We start from the raw sequence: 14956 nt of genomic DNA, 5'->3' as shown, positions 1-14956 counted from the left end.
CTACTAACTATGTTCTTATATTAGTAAAGTCCGGAAATACCTTCCATCGATTCAAATGACAAAAACCTTACATTATTGAAAGGTTTCAAAAAAATTGCTTAAACGAAAGAGTTTCATTATAATGACTACATTCATATTCATACACGCATCCTATTGTATATTCGTTAGTTTTGCGAAATAATAAAGGATAGAAGTATGTACCAATATACATATAAACTTATTTACCGCTTTAATATGAATAGGAGGAAACATAATGACATTACAAGAACAGATTATGAAAGCATTACATGTTCAGCCTGTAATTGATCCGAAAGCAGAAATCCGTAAACGTGTTGATTTCTTAAAAGATTATGTGAAAAAAACAGGTGCAAAAGGATTTGTACTTGGCATTAGTGGCGGACAAGACTCTACATTAGCTGGACGTTTAGCTCAGCTTGCAGTGGAGGAAATTCGTAATGAAGGTGGTAACGCAACGTTTATCGCCGTGCGTCTTCCTTATAAAGTGCAAAAAGACGAAGATGATGCACAATTAGCATTACAATTTATTCAAGCTGATCAATCTGTTGCATTTGATATCGCTTCAACAGTTGACTCTTTCTCAAACCAATACGAAAACTTATTAGGTGAATCATTAACAGATTTCAATAAAGGTAACGTGAAAGCACGTATCCGTATGGTTACACAATATGCAATTGGAGGACAAAAAGGTCTACTTGTTATCGGAACTGATCACGCGGCAGAAGCTGTTACAGGATTCTTTACAAAATTCGGAGATGGTGGTGCAGACCTATTACCATTAACGGGTTTAACGAAACGTCAAGGACGTGCTCTTTTACAAGAATTAGGTGCGGATGAGCGACTTTACTTAAAAATGCCAACTGCTGATTTATTGGATGAAAAACCAGGTCAAGCTGATGAAACGGAGTTAGGTATTTCGTATGATCAACTAGATGATTATTTAGAAGGTAAAGCAGTTCCAACTGACGTTGCAGAAAAAATTGAAAAACGTTACACAGTGAGCGAACATAAAAGACAAGTTCCAGCATCAATGTTTGATGATTGGTGGAAATAAATAAAACATAAAAAAGAAGCTAATCTCATTAGCTTCTTTTTTATGTTAACGATACACCCCTACTCTTTTCTCTAGTAAGTCCTGTAAACAATCCTCATGTTGTTGATTAAACAATGGTGGCATTTTGTTTAGCGGGAAAAACTTCAATTCCAACGTTTCATCACCGTCTACTTTTTGCTCTCCACCGGCAATTGAGCATGAAAAGAATATTAAAATTGACTGGGCATTATCTCCATTTGGATATGCTTGAAAATATTTTGTATACACCCCGATAAGCTCATTTATTTCCACGTCATAACCTGTTTCTTCTTTTATTTCTCGAATCGCGGTTTCTGCGGCAGATTCTCCAATTTCCATTGCACCGCCAGGAAATCCCCAAGCGTTAAAATCACCTCTTTTTTGCAGTAATACTTCTCCATGTTCATTCAACACACAACCACCCGCAAAGTTTATGAGAACACAGTCGTGACCTACTTTTTCACGTAATTCTTTTATATAATTAGCCATCCTCTTCCCCTTTTCATACATCTTCTATCATTATTTCTTATCTTTTTCAAGCAATTCAATCATTCGATCTAGCTTATTATTCATATTAATTACATGTTGTTTTTTTGCAGCGCTGTTTTGCAATAATTTTCTAAGGAACAAAGTAAATGATAGGAAAAACAAAACGATAAGTCCGATTACTAAACAAGTATATATCAATGTAAAAATATTACTTTCGAACAAATTCATTCAAATCCCACATCCTTCCTTTTTATATTTTATCACACAATTCTGTTTTTTAAAGTGATACATAATAAAAAGAGCACCTTTTACAGATGCTCTTTTTAATTAATAAGTAAATGTAATTGTCGCTAATGAATAATCTGCCATCGCACTATATGGTGCTACTTCATAAGATACACGTTTTGCACCTTTTGGCCAATTTATTTCATTTAACACTTTCTTTATATCTTGCATTGTTCCATCCATCGATTGCTTATATCGTACTTCTACTTTTTCTGGCTTAGAAGCGAATTGTTGCTGTAATTTTTTCTTAAATTCACTATAATTATCTGCCCCGTATTGTGCAGACAAATATTTTAAATTTGTTTCTTTTAACATTTGTTCATACGCAGCAGTCTTTGAACTACCCGTTTTTATTTTGTTTGTTAATTCATTAAAGTAACTTGCAGTTGCCGCCGGATATTTACTACGATCCCATTCATGATCTTTACTTAATTGCTCATCAGACATATTAAAATATGAATATGTTACACGCCCAGCTTTATCTGGCACTGGATCATCGAATGTCGTATCAATGTGGTACCATTTGTTTTCAATGTTTACTAAATTCCATGCATGAGCTTGTCCATTCCCTGTGCCTGTTACAATATGGTTTTGGATACCTGCTTCTTTTAGCAATTCATATGTTAATAACGTATATCCTTGGCAAACGGCAGAACGATTTGCTAATGCTTCATATGCTGTATACGCTTTATAAGACGTATCATACGATACATGCTTTACAACGTAATCATGAATAACTTTTACTTTCTCATGCTCATCCATTCCAGGTTTTACAATTGAACCGATAATTGCTTTTGCCTGGGATTTTACATATTGTGTTTGCTCTTTTGATTCACGGTATTTCACTTGCAATGTAAACGTATAGTTTCCTGGTAACCCTTTAATAGAATATTTAGTAGACGCTACATTATATTTTACATACTCATCTGCATCTACGATTTTATTAAACTCGCCATACAATTGGTCCATAACATTTCTAGCATTTCTATCTTTCGTTTTATATGTGATTGTAATATTTTCTTCTCGATTATCAACCTGTTTTTTTAATTCTTTTCGGAAATCATCTAATAGCTTTGCATCTGATTGTGTTGTCGCTACAGACGGATTCGTAGCTGCATAAGATACCGTTGACGCGTGTAAGCCTCCCATTACTATAGTTGAACAAAGCAGGGTAGCTGTCACATACTTACTTGTCTTTCTCATCCCGTCACTCCTTACATTCTATAACTATACGAAAAAGTATCGTATAGTTTCAGAGTATACAATACTTTTCCGTATAGGTCATATGAGATTATGCATATTTAACATTGTAAAAAGGTTGTTCTTTTTACAAGAACAACCTTTTTCATTAACAAGTTTGTAATACACAACACGCATTTTCAAAACGTCGATTTTTTAAGTCTTCATTTCCAATACAGAAATAAAGCATTCCTAAATCTCCCCACATCATATTACAATTTTTAGTATCTGAATCGATTTGGAATAAAAGCGTCATTTGCTGCGGGTCTATCCCCATATATTCTCCTGTCTCATATAATACTTCCTCTTGTACAGAGAATGGCTCACCAAACATTTGATGGTTATCATAGTTGTCTGGGATTAGTTCTTCAAGCAATTGTAAGAAACGATCTGAATCAGCCTCATCTTCAATGAAAAGCTCTGGCAATTTATATGTCAGTTCAAAAGTAGTTGCACACTGGTTATAATTTGTTTGCAATTCATCTGCTCTTCGTAATTGCTCTACAGGAACATCATAATAAAGTACACGCCCCGCTTCAGTTGGATTCACATCTTCTTCAAAGTAATTTTCAATGCTAAAGAAATATAACATCCCTGACTTAGGAAGATTGTGACCCATACCAACATTTTGTAAATCATTTAAATTAAATTGAGCGATAAATTGTAATGGATTTCCTTTGTGCATTGGGTATTCCAATGTAGCTGGCAAGTCAGGAACTCCTCCCATTTTCGAACTACCTACCGCAACTGTTTCCTCCTGCTTTGGCACAACTTTTACACAAGGAAATACAGTGTGAATAAGTTCCTCTTTTAAATGTGTCAGCCCATATTTATCAATTAATACTTCAATTTGTTTATTCATAAATTCTCCTTATATTTACATACTTATTTGTATCATCGCACAAAAATTATACTCCATTCTTTGTAAAAACAACAAGCCTCCAAAAAACGGGCTTTTCCTCCATACGCGAACAAGTTTAAAAAAGCATAGTATACATTGTTCCTACAAACACGATAGTTCATTATTTCTTCCAGTACATTTTCCCCTCGTTCATTTTTATTTTTAATTTAAGGAGGAATTCCACATGGGTTACGGATATAGTTGCGGCGGTTACGGTTACGGCGGTAGTTGTGGTGGATGTGGTTATGGAGGTTTCGCTTTATTAATCGTTTTATTTATCCTTCTAATCATCATCGGAGCTAGCTGTTGGGGCGGCTTTGTAGGCTGCTAGTAAATTTAAAAACTATTGCAAAAAAGCACGTACAATACGTGCTTTTTTGCCATTTTCAAATCTTTTATTCGAAAGGAAGTATGATTGATGAAGATTGATGGTGTTTTTGAAGGAGGCGGTGTACGCGGAATTGCGCATGTAGGAGCAATTTGCGCGTTAGCTGAAAAAGGCTATGAATGGGAGCGTGTAGCTGGAACATCAGCTGGTTCCATTATCGCTGCGCTCCTAGCAGCAGGATATTCTTGTTCAGAGTTAAAAACGATTATAACTGATATCAATTATAATAAATTTACGAAGAGAACCTTTATTGACAGAATCCCGTTTATCGGAAAAGGATTAAGCGCATGGACTACTCTTGGTATTTACTCTAATATTTTTATAGAAGAATGGATTGAAGAATTACTTCGCAAAAAAGGAGTTCACTTATTTACAGATTTACCTGATTTAAATAAGCTTAAAATTATCGCTTCTGATATAAGTAATGGCAAAATGGTTATCTTTCCCGATGACTTACCGAACTACGGATTTTTAAATTATCGCTTCTCTATTGCTAAAGCTGTAAGAATGAGTAGTACAATCCCTTTCTTCTTTGAACCGGTAAAATGGAGAACCCCTAAATGGAAGCAACCTTGTTATATGGTTGATGGAGGGATTTTAAGCAATTACCCAATTTGGATTTTCGACTCACCTTCCTCTCCTCGCTGGCCAACATTTGGATTTCATTTCGTAAAAGATGAGATTCAAGCTGATCCTGCCCATTATAACGAGCCTATCTCCATGTTCAAAGGACTTTTTAAAACGATGATGCAAGCCCATGATTTACGTCATTTAGATAAGGAATCAAAAGCAAGAACGATTACAATTCCAACAGGATCCATTACAAGTACAAACTTTGAGTTAACAAAGGAAGAAAAAGAGTGGCTTTACAATTCTGGTTATAACGCCGCAAATAAGTTTTTACAATCTTGGAACTTCAGACAATATATTGATGACTATAGAAACGGAAACCAGGACCGAAAAACAAATCGCTATTTCCGTCAACTTGACTCATAATACTATTATTTTTCATACGAGAACACGTAACGCTTTCAAAAAAAATAAGCCTAGTAATATCATAGATTACGAGGCTTATTTACTCCCTGCATAAATTATTATACGTCTCTTAAGGATACGTTAACCCTTTAGCTTCTTCCGCAGTAATAACGGTATATCGATTTCCCGTTCGTAACCCTAACAATTCTGCTTTTTCAATTGCATCCTGCTTCGTCTCCGCATAAGCAGCTAAATATTTTTCTCCATTAATAATTTGGCAAATTACGTATTGTTTCATTACTTTCTCCTTTTACTTTTTCATTAGTTGTGCAAGCTTTTTTATACCTATTTCAATTTCTTCTAACGTTGCGTATGAATAGGATAGACGCAAAAATTGGTTTGCACTTCTATCATACAAAGTACCTGGATTTAATAAAATCTTTTCTTTCAAAGCTTTGTCGAATAAGCTACGGTTCGAAACGGGTACATTCATATGTAACCAAATATAAAAACCACCTGTAGGTTCATACCATGTTGCTATATCACGACAATATTTCTCTAACATTTGCAACATAAAATCTCTACGTTTTTTCAACTTAGTTCTTACAAACTGTAAATGTTCATCATACAATCCATCTGCAAACCATTCCGCTGCAATTTGCTGGGATATAGAACTTGAACCATAATCTGTTTGCATTTTTATGTCTGCCAATCTTTGAATGACTGGCTCAGATCCAACAATCCATCCAATTCTTAATCCTGGACTAATGACTTTAGACATACTCCCGATATGTAGTACAATTCCGTTTTTATCATATGCTTTTAAAGGCTTTGAAACAGGCTCATCAAACCATAAGTCTTGGTACACCGCGTCTTCTATAATAGGCAAACCAATTTCGTTACATATTTCCATCACTTCTATTCGTTTCTTCACATTCATACTAAAGTTCGTCGGATTATGAAAAGACGGAATTGTATATAAAATAGATGCATTAAATTGCTTCTTATATTTCGTAATATATGATGCATGTAAACCGTTCTCATCCATTGGTATACCAATTAAACGCATTCCTGCTGATTGAAAAACATTAAGAGAATATAAATAAGATGGTTTTTCTAATAAGATAGATGCCCCTTTTGGAAGAAGTCCCATAGAAATAAGTTGCAACGCTTGAATTGCTCCTGAAACAATTAATATAGAATCAGGAGTTACATCTATACCATGTCCTTTTAAATAGTCCGCAATTTTCTTCCTTAAATAGAAATTCCCTTTTGGTTCTTCATACCCAAGTATCATGCTCGACTTTAAAAGCTTATTCATAATATCTTTCATCTTTTTTTCAGGTAAAAGACTCGGCGCGAGCTCACCTGTTCCTAAACGAATTACATGCGGATAAAATTCAGCTTGATTAATCTCTTGAATAGCAGGCAGATTCGGGTAATGAAGTCCTGTTTCTACATAAGACTGCCAATTAGGCGGGGGTGCGTACGTTGAAGCATTCTCATTATTATTTACAACAATTGTTCCTTTCCTGCCATTTCCTTCAATGTATCCCTTTGCCACTAGCTCATCGAAAGCCATTACAATTGTACTCCGGTTCACACCGAATGTATGTGCCAAATCTCTTTGTGAAGGTAATTTCGTTCCAACAGTCCATTCTCCATTAACGATTCTTTCTTTTATATACGTTTCTATTTGTTTATACAGGGGAGTCGCTAGAGACATATTCGGTTTCCAAACTAATCTTTCCATCATATCACCTTATATTCTTTTTGGTTGGTAACCTCTCCAACCATATGGATGGATACAAATTTTCATTTCTTCTATACAATATACACTATCATACTGAATTAAAATAGGAGGTAATATGATGAGTGAAGCAATTATTCATGGTATCATTCTTGCATTTGGTCTTATCATTCCATTAGGTGTCCAAAATGTTTTCGTCTTTAACCAAGGTGCGAGCCAACCAAACATTTGGAGGGCAGCCCCTGTAGTATTAACTGCCTCTATATGTGATACGTTACTCATATTGATTGCAGTGCAGGGTGTCTCCCTTGTACTCCTTACTTTTTCTTGGCTAACTAACACGTTATATATAATTGGATTTTTCTTTCTCCTATATATGGGCTTTGTTATTTGGAGAAGTAACCCTTCCAACGATATAAAAAAAGAAAACAGTATGCCATTAAAAAAGCAAATCCTTTTCGCTGCATCGGTTTCGTTATTAAATCCACATGCTATTTTAGATACAATCGGTGTAATCGGAACAAATTCTATTCAATACATAGGAAGTGAAAAATGGGCTTTCACACTTGCAACTATTATCGTTTCGTGGATTTGGTTTATAAGCTTAGCTTTAGCGGGGAAACTTCTAAAAAGAATAGACTCAACCGGAAAGACAATCGTATTATTAAATAAGTTTTCGGGTCTCATCATTTGGGGTGTCGCGCTTTATATGTTAAAACAAGTTATGTATTCTTAATGAACGAAAGAGAATTGCATGTTCCTTAAAACACCATGCAATTCTCTTACAAATTATGAAGTAGGTTCCCGTTTCTGTTTTACGTTCTTTGCATCTTTTGCTGGTTTAATCCAAATCATCGCTATAACAGCACCGATACCAGCGAAAATACTTGTTACATAAAACACTTCATGGTCAGCACCTTTCATGAAAAAAGAGTATAGAGGTGGGCCGGCTGCTACACCGATAAATCGCATGGAACTATAAAAAGATGTAACCGTTCCCCTTTGCTCCTTTTCAATTCCTTGTGTAATTAGGGAGTCTAAACATGGGAGTGCCATACCAATTCCTATCCCCATGATAACGAGACAAAGAAGTAGTAAATAAATCCCTTTTATAAATAAAGGAATGATGACTGATGCAGCTGCCATTAAAAAACCAATATAAATACACTTCTTCATTACATTTTGATTATCTCCAATTTTTTTACCCGCCATATATGAACTAAGTGACAGTACAAGTAACGGGATAGCAAGTACACAACCTTTCCATATACCATGTATGTCATACTTTGATTCCAGTATTGTCGACAAATAAAAGAGAATTCCGAATAAAATAAGCATAATAATTGCACCTAATACAAAAATGGCAATTAACCATCTTCCCTTTTCTCGAAATGTAGAGATAATCGATTTTATAAACTCTTTAAGTGGTGGCACTTCTCCTTCTTGTTTATTTGCCTTTACTAGAATAAGTAATAAAACAATTGATACTATGCATAAAACTGGAATTGCCCAAAATGGTAAGAACCATACAATGGCAGCAAGAGCAGATCCTACAATAGGGCTCAGCACTTTTCCAAATGTATTGGATGTTTCAATGATTCCTAAACCTGTACTAACTTGTTTTTCATCCTTGTATAAATCACCAACACATGGTATAACAACTGGCATTGCACCAGCAGCACCAATACCTTGAATCGCTCTACCGACCAATATCCAAGTGTAGGGATTATCAACTTTCCATGATACCCAACCAGTTATCGCTCCTCCTATAGCCGCAATCAGCAAACTCGGAACCATTATCATCTTTCGTCCCCATCTATCTGATAAATAACCAGCAATCGGTATAAGAAGAATGGCTACGATAGAGTAAATTGTAATAATCATGGATACTTGAAACGATGAAATATGTAATTTCTTTTCGATTGTCGGTAGAATTGGAATGAGCATTGAATTCCCTAATGTCATAACAAGTGGAACTGATGCAAGCGCAATTAAACAACAGTTTTCTTTTTTTAACATGTTGGCTTCGGAACCCTTTCATCGTATATTTCTGACCATATAATAGCCCTGCTGGAACGTAATTTTTCATTCCACCAGGGCTATTACATCTTTACTACTTCCCATTTACAACAAAAGAAATTGGGGAAAATATAGTATTATTCCTATTCTTTGAATCCGGTTCGCAATATATTCATACCAATTAATTGAAAAAAAAAGAAAGGAAGAATCCTTCCTTTCTCCTATAACCTTCTACAATTAGCGAGTATATCCGCCACCAAGTTGTTGTTCTGCCATCGCTACTAGACGTTTTGTAATTTCACCGCCTACAGAACCGTTTGCACGTGAAGAAGTGTCAGCGCCAAGTTGTACACCAAATTCTTGTGCAATTTCATATTTCATTTGATCTAAAGCTGCTTGTGCTCCATGTGATGCTAATTGATTAGAGTTACGATTTCTAGCCATTACCAATCACCTCCTTATTTATATATAAATTGTGTTAAATTTCAATTTAAATACATGGTAATTTTTGGTTATTTATATTTTTAAAAAAAGAGTCTCTACAATGAGAGACTCTTACATCATTTTATATTAAGAAGTTACTACTTCTAAATTTCTATTTGTTAATACTTTCATTTCTTCTTTTAATATATCTTTCGCATTATGTCCAAACCATTCGAGTGAAGCAAAATGGTCAGTATCTCTCACTTCCTGAATAATCTCATCATAATTTACCACACCTTCAAATAATGGAACCATACCAATTCGACTTCCCGCTGCTGCATATACATTATTTGGTTCAAACACATGCAAATAATCTGCTGACGATATATTCTTAAAATGATAATGTTGTATCCACGGCTTTAGTCGATGGAAGCTGTCTATTGGATCTGCACCAGACTCCCATATATGAAGAAAATCAAGGTTTATTTTCAAATTCGGATGATCTACTTCTCCTAATAATTCCAAAGTAGAAGGCAGCGTATCCGTTAACGTATTTGGATGTGTTTCTAAAAGTACATACATATTATGCTGAGCAAATACTTCACAAATCATGCGAATACGATTCACATACTCTTTTCTCTCCTGTTCCGAGAAACCTTCGCTACCTTTTTGTCCAGCAAACGTACGAATTTTGTTCGTTTTAAACCAATTAGCTAATATTGCCAGTTGTTCACATTTCTCTATCGTTTTTTCAAAATCTGCCGATAATGATATGTCTAAGTAATCACTTATCATCGTAATTTCCAAGTTTTTATTCTTTAAACAATTCAATTCTCGTTCTGTCGTTTCATACTCTTGCATATACAAATTTTGTGCATGAGTGCCCCACAATTCAATCCCTTCAAAACCGTTGTCATATGCAAATTGAACAATATCAGTAAATGAAATTAATTGATGACGAAAGGAAATAGTACATAATGAATATTTCATAGGTTCGAACTCCCTTATCTTAAATTCAGTTAGGTTTTTTTAATGCTAAGACAGACTCGTTTGTTTTCATTTCTTTCCATAATAAAAACTGTCTCTCTAATTCATCCTTTATTTGCAGTTCAATTGCATTCATTTCTTCCAACTTTTCAACAATTGCTAATAACATACCTTTATTATTCATCATTGCCATTTTAATTGCACGATACTGTACATTTGTAAATCCTTGTACAATATCTTCTACCCGATCACACCAATAATCAAACTCTTGCTCCGAATATTGCAACGTTTCACGGAAGTATGCAAAGGCATGTTCATAACTATATTTTCGAATTGCAAGTACTGGTATTTGTTTTACTGCCGCTATAAGGTCAGAAAGCGAATACCCTTCTTCATCATTTGCCATTTTTATAATTAAATTTTTCAGCTCCATAGTCAGTTCATTGTCATTTTTTTTGAAGGTTTCTATGAAATAACTTGCTACCATTTCTTCTGTTGGCTCCTGAATTTCTTCTACATCAATGAAATACCCTCCACCAAATGGGTTATCTTGAACAGAGTGAATCACTTTTTCTCTTTCCATATTCCCTTCCCAGCGAAAATCAGGATCTAGCATGAACCATTCTTCTTCTTTCTCCGTCTTTGATATCATTAAATAATGCGGAAACGGTTTTTGATGGAATTTATTTTCCCTCTCTGGCAATAGAGACATATCTACCATTACAATGACATAGCGATTCTCCGGCTTGTTTTCTACTAATTGTAAAAACGTTTCTACATTGTTATCCTTATCTTTTGCATGATCATACCATTCGTTCACTTTTACGCCATACAACTTTTCATACCATAATAAATAATTATCATGGTTAATATTTTCGGAGTGATACGATATAATACCACCTTCCGTTATATCAAAATCGCCGTCCCATAGTCCAAAATAAAAGGGACGAAAATCAATATCGCTACGCCTTTTTATAATTTCACAAAAACAACTCACTAAACAGTGAACTTTAATTGAAGTCATATTCTCATCCACTTTCCTAAAGGTTAGTTATTTACATTCACTTCTTATACCGGCTGTAACTCCTCCATAAAATCAAGCAAAGATCCTACAGTAAGAAAAGCTTTTGGGTCTACCTCATCTTCTGGAATGCATAGCTTTACATCCATTTCTATGTAAACTATAAGTTGTAACATCATTACCGAATCTATATATAAATCTTGGTTTAAACGCATCGTTTCTTCTAAATGCGTTACATTTTTTAGTTCCATTTTTTCTGTCATAATTTTCAAAACTTCATTTTTTAATGTTTCACGTCTCACGTTGTAACCTCTCCCATCTCTAGTAACTTTCTACTTACTTTTCCAGTTTTATTTTTCGGAATTTCAGTTACACTTTCAATCTCATGTGGAACTTTATAAGCTGGTAAATGCTGTATACACCATTCTCTTATTCGAACTGGTTCAATATGAGAGATTACTTTTGCTTTAACTATTTCGCCCATCACAGGATGTTTCCCTCGATATACAATTGCCTCTTGAACGCCTTCTAATCGAAGCATCGTTTCTTCTACCTCTATAGGAAAGACTTTTAATCCTGAAACGTTAATCACATCATCCATGCGCCCCATAAAATGAAGGCCGCGCTCAGATTTATAGCCCAAATCTTTCGTGAAAATTTCCTTATCATTCATTTTCACTACGATTTCTTCAGGCATATTTTCATCTGAACCTATGCTTATACTCGCATGAGGTAATGGATTTCCTAAATCTAAATGGCTTTTCATATCATGACATATACTAATACAACCTGCTTCAGAACATCCGTATTGTTGCATCATATATGTTGTCGTTTCTTTTAGTTTATAAAACAATGCTTCTGGCAAAGGCGCTCCTGATGTCATAATTTTATGAAACTGAAACGTTCCTTGCGGGAAACTCCCCATAATATGTAGCATAAGTGGTACTGCATATATGATATGTTTTTCTGTATGGCGAACTATATTTAAGGTGAATTTAGGGTTTTTATTCGTAATGATGATTGGTTTACTTCCTCGCGTAATTGCAGATAACGTACCACATATTAGTCCGTATGAATGTGAAACAGGAGCCATAACGATCGGCACTTCATCTACTTCACAGTTTAAAGCTTCATTATAAGCAGTAATTTCTGTATCCACTTCCGCCCATGCTCTACGAATCAGTTTTGGTTCTCCTGTTGTTCCAGAACTATATTGCAATAAAGAAGGCTCTTCTAGTAAAACGTTCACTACTTCTAATTTCGTAAAATCGGGATATTCTCCATATAATATCCCGATACAATTTGCACGCTTTGCCATTTCAATAGCCGTTTCTTTTGGCGTATCTTCATGTATAAGCAATACTGATGATTTCTTTTCTTTTAAGAAAAACACAAGCGTAATAATATCGAATGGATCTTTCAGACAAAGCGCGAATCTATTTCCTGCTGCTTTTTGAAATTGTTCCATTTCCTCATAAACTTGTAATCTCAAATCAAAATCACTTTTGCTATACTCTTGTTTATTAACGATTAGCATAATTTCCCCCTGTAACAACTGATTTTTGTTTGATAAGTTGTCTTGCTCTATACAATGGATTTGGAACTTCATGAACAAGCGAGTCCACATCCATATATAATCGTCGCTTCGTTAATTGCTCAGCATAGAATGTAGGAGTGTATAGCTGAATACTTTCAAATCTATCTTTCAAGTGTGGATATTTTCTAAAATGATTTTCAATTTCTTCGACAACTATCATCCAAAAAATTTCTTCTTTCCAATCATATTCGTCTGCAAGTACGAAAGCTAATTCTCCTACATTAAATAAGAACAGTGCATCTAATACCATCTCTTGTAAACATTCAATACGATCCATTTCAAAGAAATCATTCATTTTCCCATTCGCATACGTTTTATGCATTTTAGTAAAGTCTGGACATTTATTCATTTCTTTTAAGAATGGACGATAAAACTCAAGTCCTTCATGGAAATCCTTTAATGCAATACGGACAGGTAGCCCTTCTTTATGAACTAAAATCATATTTTGTCCATGTGATTCTAATGCGATTCCATACTCTACAACAAGATGTATAACTGGTATGATCGCTTTTTGAATCAGTAATCGTAGCCAATTTTCTATCCCGTATTTGTTTAACCATGCATCAATAACTGGTGTCCCGTCTTTCTCCTTTGCATATAAGCCGTTAAAGGGAACCGCATCCTCTTGCTCATCTAAATATTTATGAACGCTTTCACGCCAAATGCACCCTAATGAACCATATGTGGCTTTCTTATTCGTATCATACGTTACACTCGAAAATTCCTTTAACAAAATAATGCGCGATTCATCCCTTAAATAAGAATCCTGACTTACGACATCACTTAACCAATTCGATATAGCTGGTGCACTCACAACTGAATATGGTTTCAGCGTACGGAGTGTTGAAGTGTTAAGTATGTTCAGCGATAACTTTACATATGGTCTCTTTGGATTCGTAACATTTCTTAACGTCCTCATCGATTGTTGCGCGCAATAATCATCCGCTGATTGTCCTAAATAAATTATATTTTTATCCTGTATATGATCAGCGTAATTTGGAATGATGAAATTCTCCCACTGCCAAGGATGAACAGGTATAAACACGTACTGTTTTGGATTACATCCCGCACTGTGAATTCGTTCCATATACGTTTCTAATGTATGCGCGCCTATCTCACCCTTTAAAATATTGTCATAGATCATTTCATTTTCATAACCTACAGTCGCATACTTCTTATGAGCTGCAATCCATATAATTTTTATAGGTCTCATAAATTCATATCCATATTGAAAATTGTCACGATATTGAAACCCAATGCGTGCTTTATAGCTAGGATGATATGGATGACCGTCTATTAAATGGCTTTCAAATTCATCGTACGATTTTTGGGTATATTTCACCTTATTATGTCTTTCATATTTTGCAATCGTGTCTTTAAATATCGTTTGTTCTAATTCATGAATAAAAGAATCTAATTTCGTTTGTTCTACGTTAACAATTCGAAAAACTTCTTCCAAAAATTGCGAAACTGATTGTATTTCTTGTTTTTCCTCTTGAACTCTTATTACTAATGAATCTATAGAGATACGTCCAAATGTCATTCGTTCTCTCCCGTAACATTCATACGTGACACTTTTGTTGTCCTCATCAAGTCCTTGTATAAGAAAAAGAATTTGTTCTTCGTTTTCTATGCGAATTGGCGTAATAATCCCCTCATAAATTAACGACTCTACTAATTGACGTAACACTCTTCTTCGTACTGAAATGTAATCTTTTGATTCAAGCGCTTTCAATATTCTCGTATGATACATGTCCACTCTCATAACTCCTCCACCTTATGGAAAATACCA

17 protein-coding genes are annotated in these 14956 nt (G+C 34.7%); 4 read left to right on the top strand and 13 right to left on the bottom strand.

The features are described from left to right. The first annotated feature begins 253 nt into the window (after positions 1 to 253). Positions 254 to 1072 carry an ammonia-dependent NAD(+) synthetase gene (gene nadE, locus GFJ36_RS09165; protein WP_087982839.1) on the top strand — a complete coding sequence of 273 codons (819 nt, stop codon included), beginning with the start codon at positions 254 to 256 and terminating at the stop codon, positions 1070 to 1072. A 45-nt stretch (positions 1073 to 1117) separates the two neighbouring features. On the opposite strand, the gene GFJ36_RS09160 is transcribed toward nadE, so the two are convergent. From GFJ36_RS09160 to GFJ36_RS09145, 4 genes are all read right to left on the bottom strand, one after another. Then, positions 1118 to 1579 (bottom strand): NUDIX hydrolase, encoded by a 462-nt coding sequence (locus GFJ36_RS09160; RefSeq protein WP_046954986.1) that lies wholly within the window; start codon positions 1577 to 1579, stop codon positions 1118 to 1120. A 30-nt stretch (positions 1580 to 1609) separates the two neighbouring features. After that, positions 1610 to 1807 (bottom strand): DUF4083 domain-containing protein, encoded by a 198-nt coding sequence (locus GFJ36_RS09155; RefSeq protein WP_087982841.1) that lies wholly within the window; start codon positions 1805 to 1807, stop codon positions 1610 to 1612. 99 nt (positions 1808 to 1906) lie between these two features. Further along, positions 1907 to 3067, bottom strand: coding sequence for a transglutaminase domain-containing protein (locus GFJ36_RS09150; RefSeq protein ID WP_097889413.1), 1161 nt, complete (start codon positions 3065 to 3067; stop codon positions 1907 to 1909). Positions 3068 to 3212: 145 nt separating this feature from the next. Next, positions 3213 to 3965 (bottom strand): YwqG family protein, encoded by a 753-nt coding sequence (locus tag GFJ36_RS09145; RefSeq protein ID WP_097889412.1) that lies wholly within the window; start codon positions 3963 to 3965, stop codon positions 3213 to 3215. A gap of 223 nt (positions 3966 to 4188) precedes the next feature. On the opposite strand from GFJ36_RS09145, the gene GFJ36_RS09140 reads away from it, so the two are divergent. Together GFJ36_RS09140 and GFJ36_RS09135 are read left to right on the top strand one after the other, a co-directional pair. Continuing rightward, positions 4189 to 4335 (top strand): YjcZ family sporulation protein, encoded by a 147-nt coding sequence (locus tag GFJ36_RS09140; protein ID WP_000540425.1) that lies wholly within the window; start codon positions 4189 to 4191, stop codon positions 4333 to 4335. An 87-nt stretch (positions 4336 to 4422) separates the two neighbouring features. Next, positions 4423 to 5388, top strand: a complete 966-nt coding sequence (locus GFJ36_RS09135; protein WP_087982847.1) for a patatin-like phospholipase family protein — start codon at positions 4423 to 4425, stop codon at positions 5386 to 5388. A 109-nt stretch (positions 5389 to 5497) separates the two neighbouring features. Here GFJ36_RS09135 and GFJ36_RS09130 read toward each other — a convergent pair whose 3' ends face one another. Then, a complete protein-coding gene (locus GFJ36_RS09130) occupies positions 5498 to 5665 on the bottom strand; it encodes a DUF3933 family protein (RefSeq protein WP_087982849.1) in 168 nt (55 codons plus the stop codon). A gap of 12 nt (positions 5666 to 5677) precedes the next feature. Further along, positions 5678 to 7120, bottom strand: a complete 1443-nt coding sequence (locus GFJ36_RS09125; protein ID WP_087982851.1) for an aminotransferase-like domain-containing protein — start codon at positions 7118 to 7120, stop codon at positions 5678 to 5680. Between the two features lie 118 nt (positions 7121 to 7238). Here GFJ36_RS09125 and GFJ36_RS09120 point away from each other — a divergent pair, with 118 nt between their 5' ends. After that, on the top strand, positions 7239 to 7853 hold the full coding sequence (locus GFJ36_RS09120) for a LysE/ArgO family amino acid transporter (RefSeq protein ID WP_097889411.1): 615 nt from the start codon (positions 7239 to 7241) through the stop codon (positions 7851 to 7853). Positions 7854 to 7906: 53 nt separating this feature from the next. Here GFJ36_RS09120 and bcbE read toward each other — a convergent pair whose 3' ends face one another. From bcbE to GFJ36_RS09085, 7 genes are all read right to left on the bottom strand, one after another. Next, positions 7907 to 9136 carry a bacillibactin exporter BcbE gene (bcbE, locus tag GFJ36_RS09115; RefSeq protein WP_097889410.1) on the bottom strand — a complete coding sequence of 410 codons (1230 nt, stop codon included), beginning with the start codon at positions 9134 to 9136 and terminating at the stop codon, positions 7907 to 7909. Positions 9137 to 9373: 237 nt separating this feature from the next. Continuing rightward, the gene (locus tag GFJ36_RS09110) at positions 9374 to 9580 is read right to left on the bottom strand and encodes an alpha/beta-type small acid-soluble spore protein (protein WP_000113545.1); all 207 of its coding nucleotides are present in this window, start codon (positions 9578 to 9580) and stop codon (positions 9374 to 9376) included. Between the two features lie 126 nt (positions 9581 to 9706). Then, entirely contained in the window at positions 9707 to 10549 is an 843-nt protein-coding gene (gene asbF, locus GFJ36_RS09105; protein ID WP_087982857.1) for a petrobactin biosynthesis 3-dehydroshikimate dehydratase AsbF, read from the bottom strand. Between the two features lie 25 nt (positions 10550 to 10574). Continuing rightward, positions 10575 to 11570, bottom strand: coding sequence for a petrobactin biosynthesis protein AsbE (gene asbE, locus GFJ36_RS09100; RefSeq protein ID WP_097889409.1), 996 nt, complete (start codon positions 11568 to 11570; stop codon positions 10575 to 10577). A gap of 44 nt (positions 11571 to 11614) precedes the next feature. Next, on the bottom strand, positions 11615 to 11869 hold the full coding sequence (gene asbD / locus GFJ36_RS09095; protein WP_073518665.1) for a petrobactin biosynthesis protein AsbD: 255 nt from the start codon (positions 11867 to 11869) through the stop codon (positions 11615 to 11617). Continuing rightward, the gene (gene asbC / locus GFJ36_RS09090) at positions 11866 to 13104 is read right to left on the bottom strand and encodes a 3,4-dihydroxybenzoic acid-AMP ligase AsbC (RefSeq protein ID WP_087982861.1); all 1239 of its coding nucleotides are present in this window, start codon (positions 13102 to 13104) and stop codon (positions 11866 to 11868) included. Before asbC ends, asbD begins: the two co-directional genes overlap by 4 nt. Continuing rightward, entirely contained in the window at positions 13091 to 14929 is a 1839-nt protein-coding gene (locus GFJ36_RS09085; protein ID WP_137035786.1) for an IucA/IucC family protein, read from the bottom strand. Before GFJ36_RS09085 ends, asbC begins: the two co-directional genes overlap by 14 nt. Positions 14930 to 14956 lie beyond the last annotated feature (27 nt).

It is taken from the genome of Bacillus sp. EE-W1 (genome assembly GCF_009760835.1).
In the GTDB taxonomy this organism is placed as follows: Bacteria; Bacillota; Bacilli; order Bacillales; family Bacillaceae_G; genus Bacillus_A; species Bacillus_A wiedmannii.
The sequence above is the reverse complement of the archived record's forward strand: the minus strand, read 5'-3'. Positions and strand labels throughout refer to the sequence as shown.

Excerpts from the sequence above, each read along its gene's own strand:
- GFJ36_RS09130 (WP_087982849.1), bottom strand. The coding sequence starts at position 5,665 with ATGAAACAATACGTAATTTGCCAAATTATTAATGGAGAAAAATATTTA.
- bcbE (WP_097889410.1), bottom strand. The coding sequence starts at position 9,136 with ATGTTAAAAAAAGAAAACTGTTGTTTAATTGCGCTTGCATCAGTTCCA.
- GFJ36_RS09160 (WP_046954986.1), bottom strand. The coding sequence starts at position 1,579 with ATGGCTAATTATATAAAAGAATTACGTGAAAAAGTAGGTCACGACTGT.
- GFJ36_RS09085 (WP_137035786.1), bottom strand. The coding sequence starts at position 14,929 with ATGAGAGTGGACATGTATCATACGAGAATATTGAAAGCGCTTGAATCA.
- GFJ36_RS09135 (WP_087982847.1), top strand. The coding sequence starts at position 4,423 with ATGAAGATTGATGGTGTTTTTGAAGGAGGCGGTGTACGCGGAATTGCG.
- nadE (WP_087982839.1), top strand. The coding sequence starts at position 254 with ATGACATTACAAGAACAGATTATGAAAGCATTACATGTTCAGCCTGTA.
- GFJ36_RS09140 (WP_000540425.1), top strand. The coding sequence starts at position 4,189 with ATGGGTTACGGATATAGTTGCGGCGGTTACGGTTACGGCGGTAGTTGT.
- asbC (WP_087982861.1), bottom strand. The coding sequence starts at position 13,104 with ATGCTAATCGTTAATAAACAAGAGTATAGCAAAAGTGATTTTGATTTG.
- GFJ36_RS09120 (WP_097889411.1), top strand. The coding sequence starts at position 7,239 with ATGAGTGAAGCAATTATTCATGGTATCATTCTTGCATTTGGTCTTATC.
- asbE (WP_097889409.1), bottom strand. The coding sequence starts at position 11,570 with ATGACTTCAATTAAAGTTCACTGTTTAGTGAGTTGTTTTTGTGAAATT.
- GFJ36_RS09125 (WP_087982851.1), bottom strand. The coding sequence starts at position 7,120 with ATGGAAAGATTAGTTTGGAAACCGAATATGTCTCTAGCGACTCCCCTG.
- GFJ36_RS09145 (WP_097889412.1), bottom strand. The coding sequence starts at position 3,965 with ATGAATAAACAAATTGAAGTATTAATTGATAAATATGGGCTGACACAT.
- GFJ36_RS09150 (WP_097889413.1), bottom strand. The coding sequence starts at position 3,067 with ATGAGAAAGACAAGTAAGTATGTGACAGCTACCCTGCTTTGTTCAACT.
- GFJ36_RS09110 (WP_000113545.1), bottom strand. The coding sequence starts at position 9,580 with ATGGCTAGAAATCGTAACTCTAATCAATTAGCATCACATGGAGCACAA.
- asbF (WP_087982857.1), bottom strand. The coding sequence starts at position 10,549 with ATGAAATATTCATTATGTACTATTTCCTTTCGTCATCAATTAATTTCA.
- GFJ36_RS09155 (WP_087982841.1), bottom strand. The coding sequence starts at position 1,807 with ATGAATTTGTTCGAAAGTAATATTTTTACATTGATATATACTTGTTTA.